This is a genomic window from Bradyrhizobium sp. I71 (genome assembly GCF_022354745.1).
In the GTDB taxonomy this organism is placed as follows: Bacteria; Pseudomonadota; Alphaproteobacteria; order Rhizobiales; family Xanthobacteraceae; genus Bradyrhizobium; species Bradyrhizobium liaoningense.
In genome coordinates this window covers 1,792,968-1,809,227 of the sequence record NZ_CP059398.1, presented here as the reverse complement: position 1 = coordinate 1,809,227, position 16,260 = coordinate 1,792,968, and the positions used below count along the sequence as shown (strand labels likewise).

Genomic DNA, 16,260 nt, shown 5'->3' with positions numbered 1-16,260 from the left:
CCTGCCTGTCCCCTATAAAGCCGGACCGGACAAAGCGGGCGGGGGCAATTCGACCCTGCCGAGGAGATCATCGAATGCCGTGGAAGAATCAGGGCGGTGGCCCATGGGGCTCGGGTCCAAAGGGACCATGGGGCTCAGGCCCGCAACCGGTCGGGCCGAGGCCGCCGGATCTGGAAGACCTTCTGCGGCGCGGCCAGGACCGCCTCCAGCAGATCATGCCGGGCGGCTATTTCTCCGGCATCGGTATCACGCTGATCATCCTGCTGATCGTTGCATTCTGGCTGCTGTCGGGCTTCTTCCGCGTGCAGTCCGAAGAGCTCGGCGTCGTGCTGCGCTTCGGCAAGCATGTCCGCACCGTGCAGCCGGGCCTGAACTATCATCTGCCTTATCCGATCGAGACCGTGCTGCTGCCGAAGGCGCTGCGCGTCAACACCACCTCCATCGGCATGACGCTGATCGAAGATCCGGCGCGGCGCGGCCGCTCCATTCGCGACGTGCCTGAAGAGAGCCTGATGCTGACCGGCGACGAGAACATCGTCGACGTCGACTTTACCGTGCTCTGGCGCATCAAGCCGGACGGCGTCGGCGACTTCCTCTTCAACATCCAGAACCCCGAAGGCACGGTCAAGGCGGTCGCCGAGAGCGCGATGCGCGAGGTGATCGGCCGCTCGCAGATCCAGCCGATCCTGACCGGCGCGCGGAACGTCACCGAGCAGAACGTGCACGAACTGATCCAGAGGACCCTGGATAGCTACGGCGCGGGTATCCAGATCAGCCAGGTGCAGATGCAGAAGGTGGATCCGCCGGCGCAGGTGATCGATGCCTTCCGCGACGTCCAGGCGGCGCGCGCCAATCTCGAGCAGCTGCAGAACGAAGCGCAGACTTACGCCAACCAGGTCGTGCCGCAGGCGCGCGGCCGTGCCGCGCAGATCCTGCAGGCTGCCGAAGGCTACAAGGAGCAGGCGGTCGCCGAGGCCAAGGGCCAGAGCGCGCGCTTCCTGAAGGTCTACGACGAGTACAAGAAGGCGCCCGACGTGACGCGCGAACGGATCTATCTGGAGACCATGGAACGCGTGCTCGGTGGCGCGGACAAGCTCATTTATGACGGCGGCAGCGCCTCGGGGCAGGGCGTCGTGCCCTATCTCCCGCTTCCCGAACTGACGACCAAGCGGCCGCCTACCACCGGTCCGCAGTCGAGCGGAGGCAGCCGATGAGGTCCCCGGTTACAGGTTTCGTCACGCTGCTCGGGCTGCTTCTGGTCCTGATCGTAGCCTACATGTCGCTGTTCACGGTGCAGCAGACCGAGCAGACGATCGTGCTCCAGTTCGGCCGGCCCGTCGACGTCGTCACCGCGCCCGGCCTGCATTTCAAGGCGCCGTGGAATTCGGTGATCAACATCGACAAGCGGATCCTCGACCTGGAGAATCCGTCGCAGGAAGCGATCGCGTCCGACCAGAAGCGGCTCGTGGTCGACGCCTTCGCGCGCTACCGCATCAAGGATGCGTTGCGCTTCTATCAGAGCATCGGCTCGATCCAGGCTGCCAACGTCCAGCTCACCACGCTCCTGAACGCGGCGCTGCGCCGCGTGCTCGGCGAAGTCACCTTCATCAACGTGGTGCGCGACGACCGCGAGAAGCTGATGCAGCGCATCCGCGACCAGCTCGATCGCGAGGCCGACGGCTACGGCATCGAGGTCGTCGACGTCCGGATCCGCCGCGCCGACCTGCCGGATCAGAACAGCCAGGCGGTCTACCAGCGCATGAAGACCGAGCGCGAGCGCGAGGCGGCCGAGTTCCGTGCACAGGGCGGTCAGAAGGCGCAGGAGATCAAGTCCAAGGCCGACCGCGAGGCCACCGTGATCGAGGCAGAAGCGAGGTCGCAGGCCGACCAAACGCGCGGCATTGGCGACGCCGAGCGCAACCGCCTGTTCGCCGAGGCTTACGGCAAGGACCCCGACTTCTTCGCCTTCTACCGGTCGATGACGGCCTATGAGAACGGGCTCCGTTCGAACGACACCCGCTTCCTGCTGCGACCGGATTCGGATTTCTTCCGGTACTTCAGCAACCCGTCCGGCAAGATGGCGACCGAGACGCCGGCGAAGCCGTAAGCTAGACAAGGGCGGCCGGTCTGGCCGCCCTTTGTCCAGACAAGAACAGTACAACGGGGAGGTTCCATTCCGATGAGGTCCATTGCGTTCGCCGACTTCCTCATCGGCCTAGGCATCCTGTTCGTGCTGGAAGGCTTGATGTTCGCGGCCAGTCCCAACTGGATGCGCAAAGCCATGAAGAGCGCCATCGCTACGCCGGACAACATCCTGCGGGCGGTTGGGATCGGTTCGGCCGTGGCCGGTCTGGTCCTGATCTGGGTTATCCGGCGCCCGATTTAGGGCATCAGGCCAACGCCAAAGTGAAGGCGCCAGACCGGTTTTCGTCGTATTGTCGGTGTCTTGAGGCCCGTTAAGCTCCGCGCTTGCGCCGTGCCCCCGTTCGAGCGCAGTCTGGCGCCGAATCCCTTTATCTGGAGATCACAATGACCGCTGCCACCACTGCCCCGTCCCGCTCGCGCCGTTGCGTGCGACTTGGTGTGCGAATTGGGCTGGCCGCGCTCGCCGTCGGTGCTTTCAGCGCGTTCGGCACGCCGGCCCATGCGCGCGGACCGGATGGCATCGCCGACGTCGCCGAGAAGGTGATCGACGCGGTCGTCAACATCTCGACGTCGCAGACGGTCGAGGCCAAGGGCGGCGGCGGCAGCAACACCATGCCGCAACTGCCGCCCGGCTCGCCGTTCGAGGAGTTCTTCGACGACTTCTTCAAGAACCGCCGGGGTCCCGGTGGCGGCAGCAAGGGCGGCGACAACCCGCCGCGCAAGACCAACTCGCTCGGCTCCGGCTTCATCATCGACGCATCAGGCGTCGTCGTCACCAACAACCACGTCATCGCGGACGCCGACGAGATCCACGTCATCCTCAACGACGGCACCAAGATCAAGGCAGAGCTGGTCGGCGTCGACAAGAAGACCGATCTCGCCGTGCTCAAGATCAAGCCGCCGAAGCCGCTGGTTGCAGTCAAGTTCGGCGACTCCGACAAGCTGCGCCTGGGCGACTGGGTGGTCGCGATCGGCAACCCCTTCAGCCTGGGGGGCACGGTGACCGCCGGCATCGTCTCCGCCAAGAACCGCGACATCTCATCAGGACCATACGACAGCTACATCCAGACCGATGCCTCCATCAATCGCGGCAATTCCGGCGGTCCGCTGTTCAACCTCGACGGCGACGTCATCGGCGTCAACACGTTGATCATCTCCCCATCCGGCGGCTCGATAGGCATCGGCTTCGCCGTGCCGTCGAAGACGGTGGTGGGCGTCGTCGATCAGCTCCGCCAGTTCGGCGAACTGCGCCGCGGCTGGCTTGGGGTGCGCATCCAGAGCGTCACTGACGAGATCGCCGAGAGTCTCAACATCAAGCCGGCGCGCGGTGCGCTGGTCGCCGGCGTCGACGACAAGGGCCCGGCCAAGCCCGCCGGCATCGAGCCCGGCGACGTCGTCGTCAAGTTCGACGGCAAGGACGTCAAGGATCCGAAGGACCTCTCCCGCGTCGTCGCCGACACGGCGGTCGGCAAGGAGGTCGACGTCGTCATCATCCGCAAGGGGCAGGAAGAGACCAAGAAGGTCACGCTCGGCCGCCTCCAGGACCCCGAAAAGGTGCAGGCCGCGGTGAAGACCGACGAGCCCGCGCCCGAGAAGCCGGTGACGCAGAAGGCGCTTGGCCTGGACCTCGCAGCGCTCAGCAAGGATCTGCGCGCGCGCTACAGGATCAAGGACAGCGTCAAGGGCGTGGTCGTCACCAATGTCGACGCCAATTCGGACGCGGCCGAGAAGCGCCTGTCCGCCGGCGACGTCATCGTCGAGGTGGCGCAGGAGGCCGTTTCCAGCGGTGCCGACATCCAGAAGCGGGTCGATCAGCTCAAGAAGGACGGCAAGAAATCGGTGCTGCTGCTGGTCTCCAACGGCGACGGCGAGCTGCGCTTCGTGGCCCTGAGCGTGCAGTAACTTCATCCGTCATTCCGGGGCGATGCGAAGCATCGAACCGGGAATCTCGAGGTTCCGGGTCTGGTGCTTCGCACCATCCCGGAACGACGATTGTGTCAGCCCTCCACAAACTCCTCCCGCCGATAGCCTTGCGCATAGAGCAGCGCGGTGAGATCGCCGTGATCGATCCGCGCCGCCGCGGCCGCGGCCACCGCGGGCTTGGCGTGATACGCCACGCCGAGCCCCGCCGCCTGAATCATCGCAAGATCGTTGGCGCCGTCGCCGACCACGACGGAGTCGATGTCGTCGAGATCGAACGACTCCATCAAATCCACCAGCGTCGCGAGCTTTGCGGCGCGGCCGAGGATCGGCTCCTTCACTTCGCCGGTGAACTTGCCGTCGCGCACGACGAGCTCGTTGGCACGGTTCTCCTGGAAGCCGATCCTGGCGGCGACCGCGGTCGTGAAAAGCGTGAATCCGCCGGAGACGAGGCAGGTGTAGGCGCCGTTCGCGCGCATGGTCGCGACCAGTGTTCTGCCGCCCGGCGTCAGCGTGATGCGCCTGGCCAGCACATCGTCGACCACGCTTGCGGGCAGGTCCTTGAGCAGCGCGACGCGCTCGCGCAGCGCCGGCTCGAACTCGATCTCGCCGCGCATCGCGCGCTCGGTGATGGCGGCGACATGCGCCTTCACCCCGACGAAATCGGCGAGCTCGTCGATGCATTCCTGGCCGATCATGGTGGAATCCATGTCGGCGAGAAAAAGCTTCTTGCGCCGGGCGCCGACTGGCTGCACGACGATGTCGATGGGCAGGTCGCCGCGAAGCTCGCGCAACCGCTGCTCGATGGCGTGACGGTCGCCTTCGAGGTTACTGTCGGTGCCGAAGGGGATGTCGACCGCAACCCCGTCGAACAGCCAGTGCGCGGGCGCCGCCTGTGGCAGCACGGCGCGGGCGCCATCGACGATGGTCGAGTCGAGCGCGGGATTGTCGGGGTTGCAGATCAGCGTGGCAACGAGGGACATTGAGGTTTTCGTGAGCGAGGGGCATTCAAGCAGGGCCGTGCTTATCGCAGGCCCGACCGCCAGCGGCAAGTCGGCGCTGGCGCTCGAGCTTGCGCTCGCCACCGGCGGCGTCGTCATCAATGCCGATTCCATGCAGGTCTACCGCGACCTCCGCATCATCACGGCGCGGCCGACGGCGGCGGATGAGGCGCTCGTGCCGCATCGTCTCTACGGCCATGTCGATGCCGCCGTGAACTTCTCGGCGGGTGCCTGGGTAAGCGACGCGGCGAAGGCGCTCGATGAAGCGGGGGCTCAAGGCCGTCTGCCGATCTTCATCGGCGGCACAGGGCTCTATTTCAAGGCTCTGACGGCCGGCCTCTCCGTGGTGCCGCCGATTCCTGCCGAGGTGCGCGACGATGTGCGTGCGCGGTTGGAACGGAATGGCGTCGAGGCGCTGCACGCGGAACTTGCGCGCCGGGACCCAGCTGCAGCCGAGCGATTGAGCCTGCGCGACCGCGCGCGGATTGCGCGCGCGCTCGAGGTGATCGAGGCGACGGGGCGTTCGCTGCTCGACTGGCACCGGGAGGGACAGCCACCGCTGCTGCCGAAGGACAGTTTTCGCGCTGTGTTTCTCGCGCCCGAGCGGGACGAGCTCTATGCCCGCATCGATGCCCGCTTCGACGCCATGTTGGGAGCCGGCGCGTTGAGGGAAGTCGAGCGGCTCGCCGCCCGACACCTCGATCCGCTGCTGCCGGCGATGAAAGCCCATGGCGTGCCGGCCTTGATCCGGCATCTGCGCGGCGAACTCGGCCTGGAGGAGGCCGCCAGCATTGGCCGCGCCGACACCCGTCACTACGCCAAGCGGCAGTTCACCTGGTTCCGGCACCAATTGCCGGAATTCGAATGGATGAGGCCGGGTGAGGCGCGGGGATGGCTCGCAGCCATCGTCAGTGCAGTCCGGGACCCCAGCTGACCGTCTTTCCGGGGGGGCACAAGGCGAGAACCCGGCATCTCGAGATTCCGGGTCTGGTCCCTGCGGACCATCCCGGAATGACGATGCGCGTGGGCAGGCGACACGCTTTTGGGCCGGGTTCCCGAATTTACCTCTCGCCGAACTGCGGGAACACCGCTACACTGCCAAAATCGCGCGGGTACGGCCGCATTGCCTTGACATCCGGGCTTTGGCCGCTATGTTTCGCGCAACCTTTGGGAAGCCGATCGCCTGCCATGCGTAACATTATTACCAAACTCCTTATCGCCGTCGTACCCAGGCACACCGCCGGGGATGGCTAGCTGCCATCCACAAGACAGGCGGTGTGCATGGGCCCTCTTCGGGGCCTTTTTTATTTCCCGAACCCGACACGAACGAAGCCGCTGACAACAGCGCATCCGGAGCAAGCCAATGAGCGACAAGAGCCACGATCCGAACCAGATGACCGGCGCCGCGATGATCGTCCGCGCGCTCATCGATCACGGCGTGACCGACATTTTCGGCTATCCCGGCGGCGCGGTGCTTCCGATCTATGACGAGATCTTCCAGCAGAGCGAGGTCCAGCACATCCTGGTCCGCCATGAGCAGGGCGCGGGCCATGCCGCCGAGGGCTATGCGCGTTCGACCGGCAAGCCGGGCGTTGCGCTGGTGACCTCCGGTCCCGGCGCCACCAACATGGTGACGCCGCTCACCGACGCGCTGATGGACTCGATCCCGCTGGTCTGCATCTCCGGCCAGGTGCCGACGCATCTGATCGGCAACGACGCGTTCCAGGAATGCGACACTGTCGGCATCACGCGCCCCTGCACCAAGCACAATTGGCTGGTGCGCGACGTCAACGATCTCGCCAAGGTGCTGCACGAAGCCTTCTATGTCGCGACCTCCGGCCGGCCCGGCCCGGTGCTGGTCGACGTGCCCAAGGACGTGCAGTTCGCGACCGGCACCTATCATCCGCCGCGCAAGTCCGACGTGCACCGCTCCTATGCGCCGCGCGTGAAGGGCGATGCGACGCAGATCCGCAAGGCCGTGGCGCTGCTGGCCAATGCCAAGCGCCCCGTGATCTACAGCGGCGGCGGCGTCATCAATTCCGGTCCCGAGGCGACCAAGCTCTTGCGCGAGCTGGTCGAGGTCACCGGCTTCCCGATCACCTCCACGCTGATGGGTTTGGGGGCGTACCCGGCCTCGGGCAAGAACTGGCTCGGCATGCTCGGAATGCACGGCACCTACGAGGCCAACATGACCATGCATGATTGCGACGTCATGCTGTGCGTCGGCGCGCGCTTCGACGACCGCATCACCGGCCGCGTCGATGCGTTCTCCCCGGGCTCGAAGAAGATCCACATCGACATCGACCCGTCCTCGATCAACAAGAACATCCGCGTCGACGTGCCGATCATCGGCGATTGCGGCAACATCCTCGGCGACATCCTCCAGGTGTTCAAGGCGGAGGCGAAGAAGCCCGACATCAAGAGCTGGTGGCAGCAGATCGCGCAGTGGCGCGCCCGCAACTCGCTCTATTACAAGAAGAGCAACGACGTCATCCTGCCGCAGCATGCGATCCAGAGCCTGTTCGAGGCCACGCGCGGCAAGGACACCTACATCACGACCGAGGTCGGCCAGCACCAGATGTGGGCGGCGCAGTTCTACGGCTTCGAGGAGCCGCATCGCTGGATGACGTCGGGCGGTCTCGGCACCATGGGCTATGGCCTGCCGGCCGCTGTCGGCGTGCAGGTGGCCCATCCCGACAGTCTCGTCATCGACATCGCAGGCGATGCCTCGGTGCAGATGACGATGCAGGAGATGTCGACGGCCGTGCAGTACGAGCTGCCGATCAAGATCTTCATCCTGAACAACCAGTACATGGGCATGGTGCGGCAGTGGCAGCAGCTGCTGCACGGCAACCGCCTGTCGCATTCCTACTCGGAAGCGCTGCCGGATTTCGTCAAGCTCGCGGAAGCCTATGGCGCCGTCGGCCTCCAGGTGCACAAGCCCGGCGATCTCGACGGCGCCATCCAGGAGATGATCTCGGTCAAGCGCCCCGTTCTGTTCGACTGCCGCGTCGCGGCGCTCGAAAACTGCTTCCCGATGATTCCGTCCGGCAAGGCGCACAACGAGATGCTGTTGCCGGAGCAGGCCAATGACGAGGCGACCGCGAAGGCATTCGCCGGCGGCAAGGCGCTGGTGTGACGAGCGACATTTGAGGGGACGACAATGAACCAGCCCGCATCCGCCTATTTCATCGAGGACCGCCACGATCCCAACGAGACGCACACGCTTGCGGTGCTCGTGCAGAACGAGCCGGGCGTGCTCGCGCGCGTCATCGGCCTGTTCTCGGGTCGCGGCTACAACATCGAGAGCCTCACGGTCTCGGAGACCGAGGCCCAGAAGCATCTGTCGCGAATCACCATCGTCACGACGGGTACGCCGATGGTGATCGAGCAGATCAAGCACCAGCTCGATCGCATGATCCCGGTCTACCGCGTCGTCGACATGACCCTGACCAGGCGTTCGATCGAGCGCGAGCTGGCAATGGTCAAGGTGCGCGGGCAGGGCGAGCACCGGGTCGAGGCGCTCAGGCTGGCGGATGCATTCCGCGCCCGCGTGATCGACGCCACCACCGAGAGCTTTGTGTTCGAGATCACAGGCAATACGGACAAGATCAACCAGTTCATCGACCTGATGCGCCCGCTCGGCCTTGTCGAGGTGTCGCGCACCGGCGTCGCCGCAATCGGTCGCGGACCTGAAGGGATGTGAGCCATGTTGGCGCGCGACTGGTACTACAACGAGCGGAATCGGATGGGGATCGAGCCCGCTGTGGCATCGATCTACGACAGCCATGACGATGCCGATCTGCGGGCGCGCGCCGCGCTGAAAATGCTCGGTGTGCAGCGCGGCTGGCGTATCGCCGATATCGGCTGCGGCAACGGCGTGCTCGCCACCGAAGCCGCGCTGATGGGCGCAGAGGTCGACGCCATCGACATCTCGCCGGCGATGCTGGCGCTCGCCGAGATCTACGCTCGCGACCGCAAGGCCCCGGTGCGCACCCAGTCGGCGGGCCTGCTCAGTTTCGCCTACCGGCCGGCCTCCTATGACCTGATCGTCAGCGAGTTCACGTTGCACCATCTGCCGGATTTCTGGAAGGCGGTGGCGATGTCGCGGATCTATCGCGCACTGAAGCCGGGTGCGAGCTTCTACCTGCGCGACATCGTCTACACCGCGATGCCCGACGCGGTCGAGCGTGACGTCGAGCAATGGGCCGACTTCCAGATCAAGAACCACGATTTCGCGCGGGGGAGCGTGGTGACGCATATGCGCGACGAATATTCCACCTTCGGCTGGGTGATGGAGCGGATGCTGACCGATGTCGGCTTCACGCTGGTCTCGGCCGACTACCATGCACCCATGCACGGCACGTATCTGCTGCGCAAACCGAAAGCCGGCGAGCAAGGCTGAAGCTGTGAGAGCAAGCTGCAACTACGTCGTAGCTGCGCTCCCTCCCCCGCTTGCGGGGGAGGGTCTAGAGGGTATCTCCACAAGCGAGAACCTCCAAGAGGAGAAAGCCCTCACCCGCGCCTTCGGCGCGACCTCTCCCGCAAGCGGGAGAGGTTAGGGAGTCTGGAATGAAGCCGGCCGACATCCTCATCGCGATCACGGTGGCGATCATCTGGGGGCTTGCCTTCGTGGCGAGCCGGATCGTGCTCGACGAACTGTCGCCGGAGTTGATGACGGCGCTGCGCTTCACCATTGCCGCGGTGCCCTGCCTGTTCATTCGCAAGCCGAAGATTGCCTGGTCGCTCCTGATCGCGATCAGCTTCACGCTGTTTCTCGGCCAGTTCCTGAGCCAGGCCTATGGCATCGCCCATGGCGTTCCGGTGGGCTTGACCTCCGTCGTGGTGCAAAGCCAGGCGCTGTTCACCATCGGCTTCGCCGCGCTCGCCTTCGGTGAGCGGCCGACGCCGGTGCAGACGCTGGGCATCGTCGTTGCCGCTGCGGGCCTGCTGATGATCTGCGGCACCGTTGGCTATGATTTCAGCGTCGCGGCATTCGCGGTGCTGATGATCTCGCCGCTCAGCTTTGCCGTCGGCAATCTCCTGCTGCGCAGCGCCCGCGGCGTGCCGATGTTCGACCTGTTCGCCTGGCTCTGTCTCGCCGCGGCGGTGCCGCTGTTCGCGCTGGCGCTGATCGCCGATGGGCCGGCGCCGACCTGGACGTCGCTGACGCACCTATCGCTGACGTCGGCGCTCTGCATGATGATGCTCGGCGGCATCTCCACCAGCATCGCCTATTGGCTGTGGGGCCGCCTGTTGCACGACTATCCCGCCGCGCAAGTGGTGCCGTTCGCGCTGCTCGTGCCGTTCGTCGGCTCGGCCGCCTCCAGCATCGTGTTCGGCGAGCGGTTCGGACCGTTGCGCCTCGCCGGCATGCTGACCGTGATCGGCGGCATCGCCGTGATGGTGCTGGCGAAGCGCCCGCAAGTCCTGCCCAAGACCGCGTGAGGTGAATATGACCTACTCGCTGTTCTACGCCTTCCTCGCCTTCATGGCGGTGATGTACTTCACCCCGGGGCCGAACAACATCATGCTGTTGTCCTCCGGCCTGACCTACGGCTTCCGGCGCACGATCCCGCACATCGTCGGCATCGTCATCGGCTTCGCATTCATGATCGCAGCCGTCGGCCTCGGGCTCGGCACCGTGTTCCTGGCCTATCCGATCCTCCAGACCATCCTGAAATATGCCGGCGCCGCCTACCTGATTTACCTGGCCGCCGTGATCGCGATGTCCGGTCCGGCGAAGCCGGGCGAGGAGAAGGCGCGCGGCCCGATGACCTTCTGGGGCGCGGCCATGTTCCAGTGGATCAACGCCAAGGGCTGGGTGATCGTGATCGGTACCATCACCGCCTATGCCGCGATCGCCCAATTCCCGCTCAACATCGCCATCCAGACCGTGATCAGCCTCGTCGTCGGCACGGTCTCGACCGTGGTCTGGGCCCTGTTCGGCACTGCGCTGCGGCCGGTCCTGACCTCCGAGCGGCTGGTCCGCGCCTTCAATATCCTGATGGCGATCCTGCTGCTCGCTTCCCTCTACCCCGTTTTCATGGATGCATGATGTCGCGGATTTCCATGCAGAAACGGGTTTCCCTCAGGGCTGAAAATGCTCTAGACAGCCCCCGAAATCCGCAAATTTCACCCTTCGGACACTGACCATCGGCCGATTTTCGGCCCTGAACGAGGAAACGACCATGCGTGTTTACTACGATCGCGACGCCGACCTGAACCTGATCAAGGGCAAGAAGGTCGCCATCGTCGGCTATGGCAGCCAGGGCCACGCCCATGCGCTCAACCTGAAGGATTCCGGCGTCAAGGAAGTCGCCATTGCGCTGCGCAAGGGTTCGGCCTCGGCCAAGAAGGCGGAGAACGCCGGCTTCAAGGTGATGGAAGTCGCCGAAGCCGCCAAATGGGCCGACCTCGTCATGATGCTGACGCCGGACGAGCTCCAGGGCGACATCTACCGCGAGCACCTGCACGACAACATGAAGAAGGGCGCCGCCCTCGTGTTCGCGCACGGCCTCAACGTCCATTTCAACCTGCTCGACCCGCGCGCCGACCTCGACGTGCTGATGATCGCGCCGAAGGGCCCCGGCCACACCGTGCGCTCGGAGTACCAGCGCGGCGGCGGCGTGCCCTGCCTGATCGCGATCGCCAAGGACGTCTCGGGCAACGCCCATGACCTCGGCCTGTCCTATGCTTCCGCCATCGGCGGTGGCCGCGCCGGCATCATCGAGACCACCTTCAAGGAAGAGTGCGAGACCGACCTGTTCGGCGAGCAGGTCGTGCTCTGCGGCGGCCTGGTCGAACTGATCAAGGGCGGCTACGAGACACTGGTCGAAGCCGGCTACGCGCCGGAGATGGCCTATTTCGAATGCCTGCACGAAGTGAAGCTGATCGTCGACCTGATCTATGAAGGCGGCATCGCCAACATGAACTACTCGATCTCCAACACCGCCGAATATGGCGAGTACGTCACCGGCCCGCGCATCATCACCGACGAGACCAAGAAGGAGATGCGCAAGGTTCTGGCCGACATCCAGGGCGGCAAGTTCGCCCGCGACTGGATGCTGGAAAACAAGGTCAACCAGACCTCGTTCAAGGCGACCCGCGCCAAGCTCGCCGAGCATCCGATCGAGGAAGTCGGCGCCAAGCTGCGCGACATGATGCCCTGGATCAAGAAGGGCGCCCTGGTCGACAAGAGCAAGAACTAGTCGTCGTTCCCCGGACGCAGCGCATCACGCAATGGTGCGCTGCTGATCCGGGGGCCATGCGGCTCCCAAAGCGTGATCCGGAAAAGTGCGCAGCGGTTTTCCGAAAGATCATGCTTGAACAACAACCTGAAGCGCGATGACAATTCATCTCAATCGCATCGCGCTTCAGCTCCCGGCTCTGCGGCGCATCGCTTGTGCGCTGCGCCTTGTCCGGGACACGAGTGACCCAAGCCTCGCTCGCCAAACCAAATCTTAAATCTTCGCGGCTATGGTCGGGCCAGATCGCAAACAGCGGTCCCGCTCTTTCCATCTCGCACGAAGCATTGCTGCTTCATTCAAATTCTTTGCGGGTTGACGCGCAGCCTGAACGCGAAGAACTGACGTTTAAACCACATTCTTGGTATCGCGTCGCTTCTCGCACTTTCTCACGGCCTTTAGAACACCAAAACGTCTGCGTCTTCATGGTCGGGGATCCGACTCTTCATCCTTATTCTCATCTCGCGTCTATTGAGACCTCTCGCGTGTTGCATACCGGCAGAGCGGCGCGGGTTGTGCCGCAGTGATGCCGGCACCTCAGCGCGTCGCGACCGCTTCCCTGCGCGGGTGGCGGGCCATCGCGATCATGCGCAGCATCAGCACGATCAGGAGCGGAACGAGGAAAGCGGTATAGAGCGGCATCGCCGGCACGCGCTTGCCGAACGACACCATGAACTGGAACCAGAGATAATAGCCGCCTAGCAGGTGCAGCGCGCGCCAGATGCGCGGCCCGATCACCGCGGCTGTGCGGTCGAACGAAGTCGCGCTCATGGCGATGATGAAGGCATAGCCGATGCCGCCAAAAATGTAGGAGGCGGCCGAGGTGGCGTCCGCAAAGCCCGCCGGATCCATGTTGGCAAAGATGACGATCGCCACCGCGTGGATGCCATGGGAGGCAGCAAAGCTTAAGCCCAGATAGCGGCGGTTGCGGCGCTGCCAGCGCGTCCAGCCGTTGGGCCAGAGCTGCGCAAGGGCCGCGGCGCTGAAGGCAAGGCAGAACAGCAGGAGCGAGCTTCGCGCCGTGAAGCGGATCACCATGCGGACGCCCTCGACCTCGAACTGCCGCATCGAGGCGATCCAAAGGCTGAGCGCGATCAGGCTCAAGGAGAGGGCGGCAAGCAGCCGCCAGCCTTCGAACCAGCTTCGAGGTCGTGACATGGGCGATCTCCTCTTTATGTAATCATCGATTACATTTGGACGGGGCGGTATCGTCAATGGTGTAATCATTGCTTACATTCACGTTCGGGTGAGGTTAGAAAGAACATCCATGCCTGTCCGTCAGCCGTCCAAGCCGCGCGCCCGTCGCCCCGCAGCCGAAGCCCGGCCGTATCACCACGGCGACCTCCGCCGCGTGTTGATCGATGCTGCGCTGCAACTGGCCGCCGAAGGTGCCGAGGTCTCCGTCCGTGAGGCCGCGCGCCGGGCAGCAGTGTCGCCGGGAGCGCCGTTCCGGCACTTTCCGACCCGCGACGCCCTGATGGCGGCAGCAGCCGAAGAGGCGCAGCGGCGCTTTCGTGCCGAGATCGAGACGGCGCTGGCGCAGGCTCCGGTCGCCGATCCGCTGGCCCGCTTTCGCGCCTTTGGCCTCGCTTACCTGCGCTGGGCGATGCGCAACCCCGCGCATTTCGAGATCATCTCGACCGGGCGCTATTTTGCCCATGGCAGCTCACCGGAGCTGACGCGGGACAATGCCGAGCTGGTCGCGCTGACCGAGCGGATGCTGACCGACGCCGCAGAGCAGGGCCTGCTACGGTCGGCCGACCTCAAGCGCGTCCAGATCGCCGGCCGCGCCCTGGTCTACGGCTTCGCTCGGATGAATCTCGACGGCCACTTTCCGCGCTGGGGCGTGGAGGAGAGTGAGATCGAGCGAATGGCCGAAGGGGTGCTCGACCTGTTCATCGCCGGCATCACCAAGGCTTAGAAACGGCGCGACGCCGCACTGGCCAGAACCTCCCTTCTTTTGCAGTGGCGGGCGCTGCCTCAAATCGAGATGCCTGTAGCTCCGCCGGTCGGTCAGTGTGGACGGCATCAGCGCGAGCGTTCCGAACGCTGATCGCGCCAGACGCCGGCTCCCGCATTGAGCGAGGGGCGGACGATGGTCCGCGTTGCCTGTCCTTGACCATTCCGTTACAGTTTTATGACACGGTGCAGGCTTCCGGCTGCGCCGGACGCCCTGACCCGCCGGTCAGACGTGTCACCGGGCCGGACTTGAAGTTTAGCGTATTGTCGATGGCGTCCGCGCCCAATCCAGGTCCTTCCGCCACGATGGCCGTGCTGGCGAGCGTCGCCGCGCTTGGCATCTGGCGCCTGCTCGCGGTTGCAGCGCCGCATCTCGCTGCGCTCGCGCTGATGTACAAGACCGAGACCGATTTCGGCTCGCGTCTGTCCTTTGTGCTCGCCTGGGGCATCCTGAACTTCTTCTGGATCACGCTGCTGCGGCGGCCGGCGCTCTCGGGCGCATTGTCGCTGACCATGGTCGTCGTGCTGGTGCTGCTGTCGCAGCTCAAGCACGAGGTCGTGCAGATGACGGTCAACTTCATCGACCTGATGATGATCGACCGCGACACCGTCGCGTTCCTGTTCACGATCTTCCCGAACTTGCGCTGGTCGGTGATTCTGGCCGGCCTGGTCACGCTGCCGTTGATGTATTCGCTGTGGTGGCTCGACCCGTTCCGCGTCCGCCGCCTGCCGGCGCTGGCCTGCAAGCTCGCCTGCCTCGCCGGGCTTGTCGGGTATTCGCTCTACCATCCGGATGAAGCCTGGCGCAGCTATTACGACGACGGCTATCTCTCGAAATTCTTCCGCTCTGGCGTCAGCGCGGTGTCGGATTTCGCGCAGCACGGCTTCATGGAGGCGGCCGCTTCGACCAATGAACGGCTCAATATGCCGCTGGTCGATGCCTGCCATCCCGCCGGCCGCCGGCCGAACATCGTCATGATCCATGATGAATCGAGCTTCGACATCCGCGCGGCGCAGGGCATCAAGGTGCCGCAGGGCTATGGCAGCCACTTCATGTCCTGGGACGGCAAGCAGCGCACGTTCCTCGCCGAGAGCAATGGCGGACCGAGCTGGTTCACCGAATACAACGTGCTCGCGGGGCTTTCCTCGCGCTCGTTCGGACGCTTCGCCTATTTCGTCACACGCATTGCCTCGAGCCGGGTTGAGCGCGGCCTGCCGCTGGCGCTGCGCCGTTGCGGCTACGAGACGCTGTCGCTCTATCCCGCCAACGGCGGCTTCATGGGCGCGCGCAGCTTCCAGATGACGACCGGCATCGAGCGCTTTCTCGATTCGAAAGATCTCGGCGCGAAGGATGTCGAACCCGACAGCTTCTTCTACGACAAGGCGCTCCAGCTGATGGGCCAGCAGCCGCCGAACAAACCGCTGTTCACCTTCATCTATCTCGGCGCCAATCATTTCCCCTGGGAGACGCGCTTCCGTCCCGAGCTGCTGCCGAACTGGCGCGCGCCGGGCAATGTGCCGTCGATCGACGAATATCTGCGCCGGCAGGCGATCAGCGCCGAGCAGTACAGGGCCTTTGTCGCAGGCCTGAAGAAGAACTTTCCGGGCGAGCCCTTCCTGATCGTGCGCTACGGCGATCACCAGCCGGAATTCGCTCCGCAGATCCTCGAGCCCGGGCTCGACGAGGGTGCTCTCGGCAAGAAGCTGGACAATTACGATCCGCGCCTCTACGCGACCTATTATGCGATCGACGCCGTCAATTTCGAGCCGCTGAAGAGCGCTGCGGTGATGGACACGATCGACGGTCCCTATCTGCCGCTGGTGATCCAGGAAGCTGCCGGCATCCCGCTCGACCCGTCCTTCGCCGAGCAGAAGGAGATCATGCTCCGCTGCAAGGGCATCTTCTACGGCTGCAAGGACGGCGCCGAGGCGCGGCGACTGAACCGGCTGCTGATCGACGCGGGGATGATCAGGGGACTGTAGCCGTC

15 protein-coding genes are annotated in these 16,260 nt (G+C 64.7%); 13 read left to right on the top strand and 2 right to left on the bottom strand.

From position 1 onward, the window contains the following. Positions 1 to 74 precede the first annotated feature (74 nt). The 4 genes from hflK to FJV43_RS09015 all read left to right on the top strand — a co-directional run bounded on the left by hflK (position 75) and on the right by FJV43_RS09015 (position 4,047). Complete coding sequence (gene hflK / locus FJV43_RS09030) at positions 75 to 1,214, top strand: FtsH protease activity modulator HflK (protein WP_239626310.1); 1,140 nt, start codon at positions 75 to 77, stop codon at positions 1,212 to 1,214. Then, positions 1,211 to 2,107 (top strand): protease modulator HflC, encoded by an 897-nt coding sequence (locus FJV43_RS09025; protein WP_239626309.1) that lies wholly within the window; start codon positions 1,211 to 1,213, stop codon positions 2,105 to 2,107. Before hflK ends, FJV43_RS09025 begins: the two co-directional genes overlap by 4 nt. Before the next feature lie 72 nt (positions 2,108 to 2,179). Continuing rightward, positions 2,180 to 2,386, top strand: coding sequence for a DUF2065 domain-containing protein (locus tag FJV43_RS09020; RefSeq protein ID WP_061027496.1), 207 nt, complete (start codon positions 2,180 to 2,182; stop codon positions 2,384 to 2,386). A gap of 143 nt (positions 2,387 to 2,529) precedes the next feature. Continuing rightward, entirely contained in the window at positions 2,530 to 4,047 is a 1,518-nt protein-coding gene (locus tag FJV43_RS09015; protein WP_239626307.1) for a Do family serine endopeptidase, read from the top strand. A 95-nt stretch (positions 4,048 to 4,142) separates the two neighbouring features. Here the strand turns inward: FJV43_RS09015 and serB are convergent, their stop codons facing one another. Further along, entirely contained in the window at positions 4,143 to 5,048 is a 906-nt protein-coding gene (serB, locus tag FJV43_RS09010) for a phosphoserine phosphatase SerB (RefSeq protein WP_239626305.1), read from the bottom strand. Positions 5,049 to 5,058: 10 nt separating this feature from the next. Here serB and miaA point away from each other — a divergent pair, with 10 nt between their 5' ends. The 7 genes from miaA (at position 5,059) to ilvC (ending at position 12,277) form a co-directional block, all read left to right on the top strand. Continuing rightward, on the top strand, positions 5,059 to 6,000 hold the full coding sequence (gene miaA / locus FJV43_RS09005; RefSeq protein WP_239626303.1) for a tRNA (adenosine(37)-N6)-dimethylallyltransferase MiaA: 942 nt from the start codon (positions 5,059 to 5,061) through the stop codon (positions 5,998 to 6,000). Positions 6,001 to 6,429: 429 nt separating this feature from the next. Further along, positions 6,430 to 8,205 (top strand): acetolactate synthase 3 large subunit, encoded by a 1,776-nt coding sequence (locus tag FJV43_RS09000; protein ID WP_239626301.1) that lies wholly within the window; start codon positions 6,430 to 6,432, stop codon positions 8,203 to 8,205. 24 nt (positions 8,206 to 8,229) lie between these two features. After that, entirely contained in the window at positions 8,230 to 8,772 is a 543-nt protein-coding gene (ilvN, locus tag FJV43_RS08995) for an acetolactate synthase small subunit (protein WP_028177127.1), read from the top strand. Positions 8,773 to 8,775: 3 nt separating this feature from the next. Beyond that, complete coding sequence (locus tag FJV43_RS08990) at positions 8,776 to 9,471, top strand: class I SAM-dependent methyltransferase (protein ID WP_239626299.1); 696 nt, start codon at positions 8,776 to 8,778, stop codon at positions 9,469 to 9,471. Between the two features lie 167 nt (positions 9,472 to 9,638). Next, positions 9,639 to 10,514 (top strand): EamA family transporter, encoded by an 876-nt coding sequence (locus FJV43_RS08985; protein WP_239626297.1) that lies wholly within the window; start codon positions 9,639 to 9,641, stop codon positions 10,512 to 10,514. A gap of 7 nt (positions 10,515 to 10,521) precedes the next feature. Continuing rightward, positions 10,522 to 11,124: a LysE family translocator gene (locus FJV43_RS08980; RefSeq protein WP_239626295.1), complete on the top strand. Its 603-nt coding sequence runs from the start codon at positions 10,522 to 10,524 to the stop codon at positions 11,122 to 11,124. 133 nt (positions 11,125 to 11,257) lie between these two features. Then, entirely contained in the window at positions 11,258 to 12,277 is a 1,020-nt protein-coding gene (gene ilvC, locus FJV43_RS08975; RefSeq protein WP_028137983.1) for a ketol-acid reductoisomerase, read from the top strand. Positions 12,278 to 12,850: 573 nt separating this feature from the next. On the opposite strand, the gene FJV43_RS08970 is transcribed toward ilvC, so the two are convergent. Then, positions 12,851 to 13,471, bottom strand: a complete 621-nt coding sequence (locus FJV43_RS08970; RefSeq protein ID WP_239626293.1) for a ferric reductase-like transmembrane domain-containing protein — start codon at positions 13,469 to 13,471, stop codon at positions 12,851 to 12,853. 109 nt (positions 13,472 to 13,580) lie between these two features. Here FJV43_RS08970 and FJV43_RS08965 point away from each other — a divergent pair, with 109 nt between their 5' ends. Together FJV43_RS08965 and FJV43_RS08960 are read left to right on the top strand one after the other, a co-directional pair. Beyond that, entirely contained in the window at positions 13,581 to 14,234 is a 654-nt protein-coding gene (locus FJV43_RS08965) for a TetR/AcrR family transcriptional regulator (RefSeq protein WP_239626292.1), read from the top strand. 308 nt (positions 14,235 to 14,542) lie between these two features. After that, entirely contained in the window at positions 14,543 to 16,255 is a 1,713-nt protein-coding gene (locus FJV43_RS08960; RefSeq protein WP_239626290.1) for a sulfatase-like hydrolase/transferase, read from the top strand. Positions 16,256 to 16,260 lie beyond the last annotated feature (5 nt).

Bases quoted from the DNA above. Each gene is read 5' to 3' on its own strand.
- FJV43_RS08990 (WP_239626299.1), top strand. From the start codon at position 8,776: ATGTTGGCGCGCGACTGGTACTACAACGAGCGGAATCGGATGGGGATC.
- serB (WP_239626305.1), bottom strand. From the start codon at position 5,048: ATGTCCCTCGTTGCCACGCTGATCTGCAACCCCGACAATCCCGCGCTC.
- FJV43_RS09000 (WP_239626301.1), top strand. From the start codon at position 6,430: ATGAGCGACAAGAGCCACGATCCGAACCAGATGACCGGCGCCGCGATG.
- ilvC (WP_028137983.1), top strand. From the start codon at position 11,258: ATGCGTGTTTACTACGATCGCGACGCCGACCTGAACCTGATCAAGGGC.
- FJV43_RS09020 (WP_061027496.1), top strand. From the start codon at position 2,180: ATGAGGTCCATTGCGTTCGCCGACTTCCTCATCGGCCTAGGCATCCTG.
- FJV43_RS08970 (WP_239626293.1), bottom strand. From the start codon at position 13,471: ATGTCACGACCTCGAAGCTGGTTCGAAGGCTGGCGGCTGCTTGCCGCC.
- FJV43_RS09025 (WP_239626309.1), top strand. From the start codon at position 1,211: ATGAGGTCCCCGGTTACAGGTTTCGTCACGCTGCTCGGGCTGCTTCTG.
- ilvN (WP_028177127.1), top strand. From the start codon at position 8,230: ATGAACCAGCCCGCATCCGCCTATTTCATCGAGGACCGCCACGATCCC.
- hflK (WP_239626310.1), top strand. From the start codon at position 75: ATGCCGTGGAAGAATCAGGGCGGTGGCCCATGGGGCTCGGGTCCAAAG.
- FJV43_RS08965 (WP_239626292.1), top strand. From the start codon at position 13,581: ATGCCTGTCCGTCAGCCGTCCAAGCCGCGCGCCCGTCGCCCCGCAGCC.
- FJV43_RS08960 (WP_239626290.1), top strand. From the start codon at position 14,543: ATGGCGTCCGCGCCCAATCCAGGTCCTTCCGCCACGATGGCCGTGCTG.
- FJV43_RS08985 (WP_239626297.1), top strand. From the start codon at position 9,639: ATGAAGCCGGCCGACATCCTCATCGCGATCACGGTGGCGATCATCTGG.
- FJV43_RS09015 (WP_239626307.1), top strand. From the start codon at position 2,530: ATGACCGCTGCCACCACTGCCCCGTCCCGCTCGCGCCGTTGCGTGCGA.
- FJV43_RS08980 (WP_239626295.1), top strand. From the start codon at position 10,522: ATGACCTACTCGCTGTTCTACGCCTTCCTCGCCTTCATGGCGGTGATG.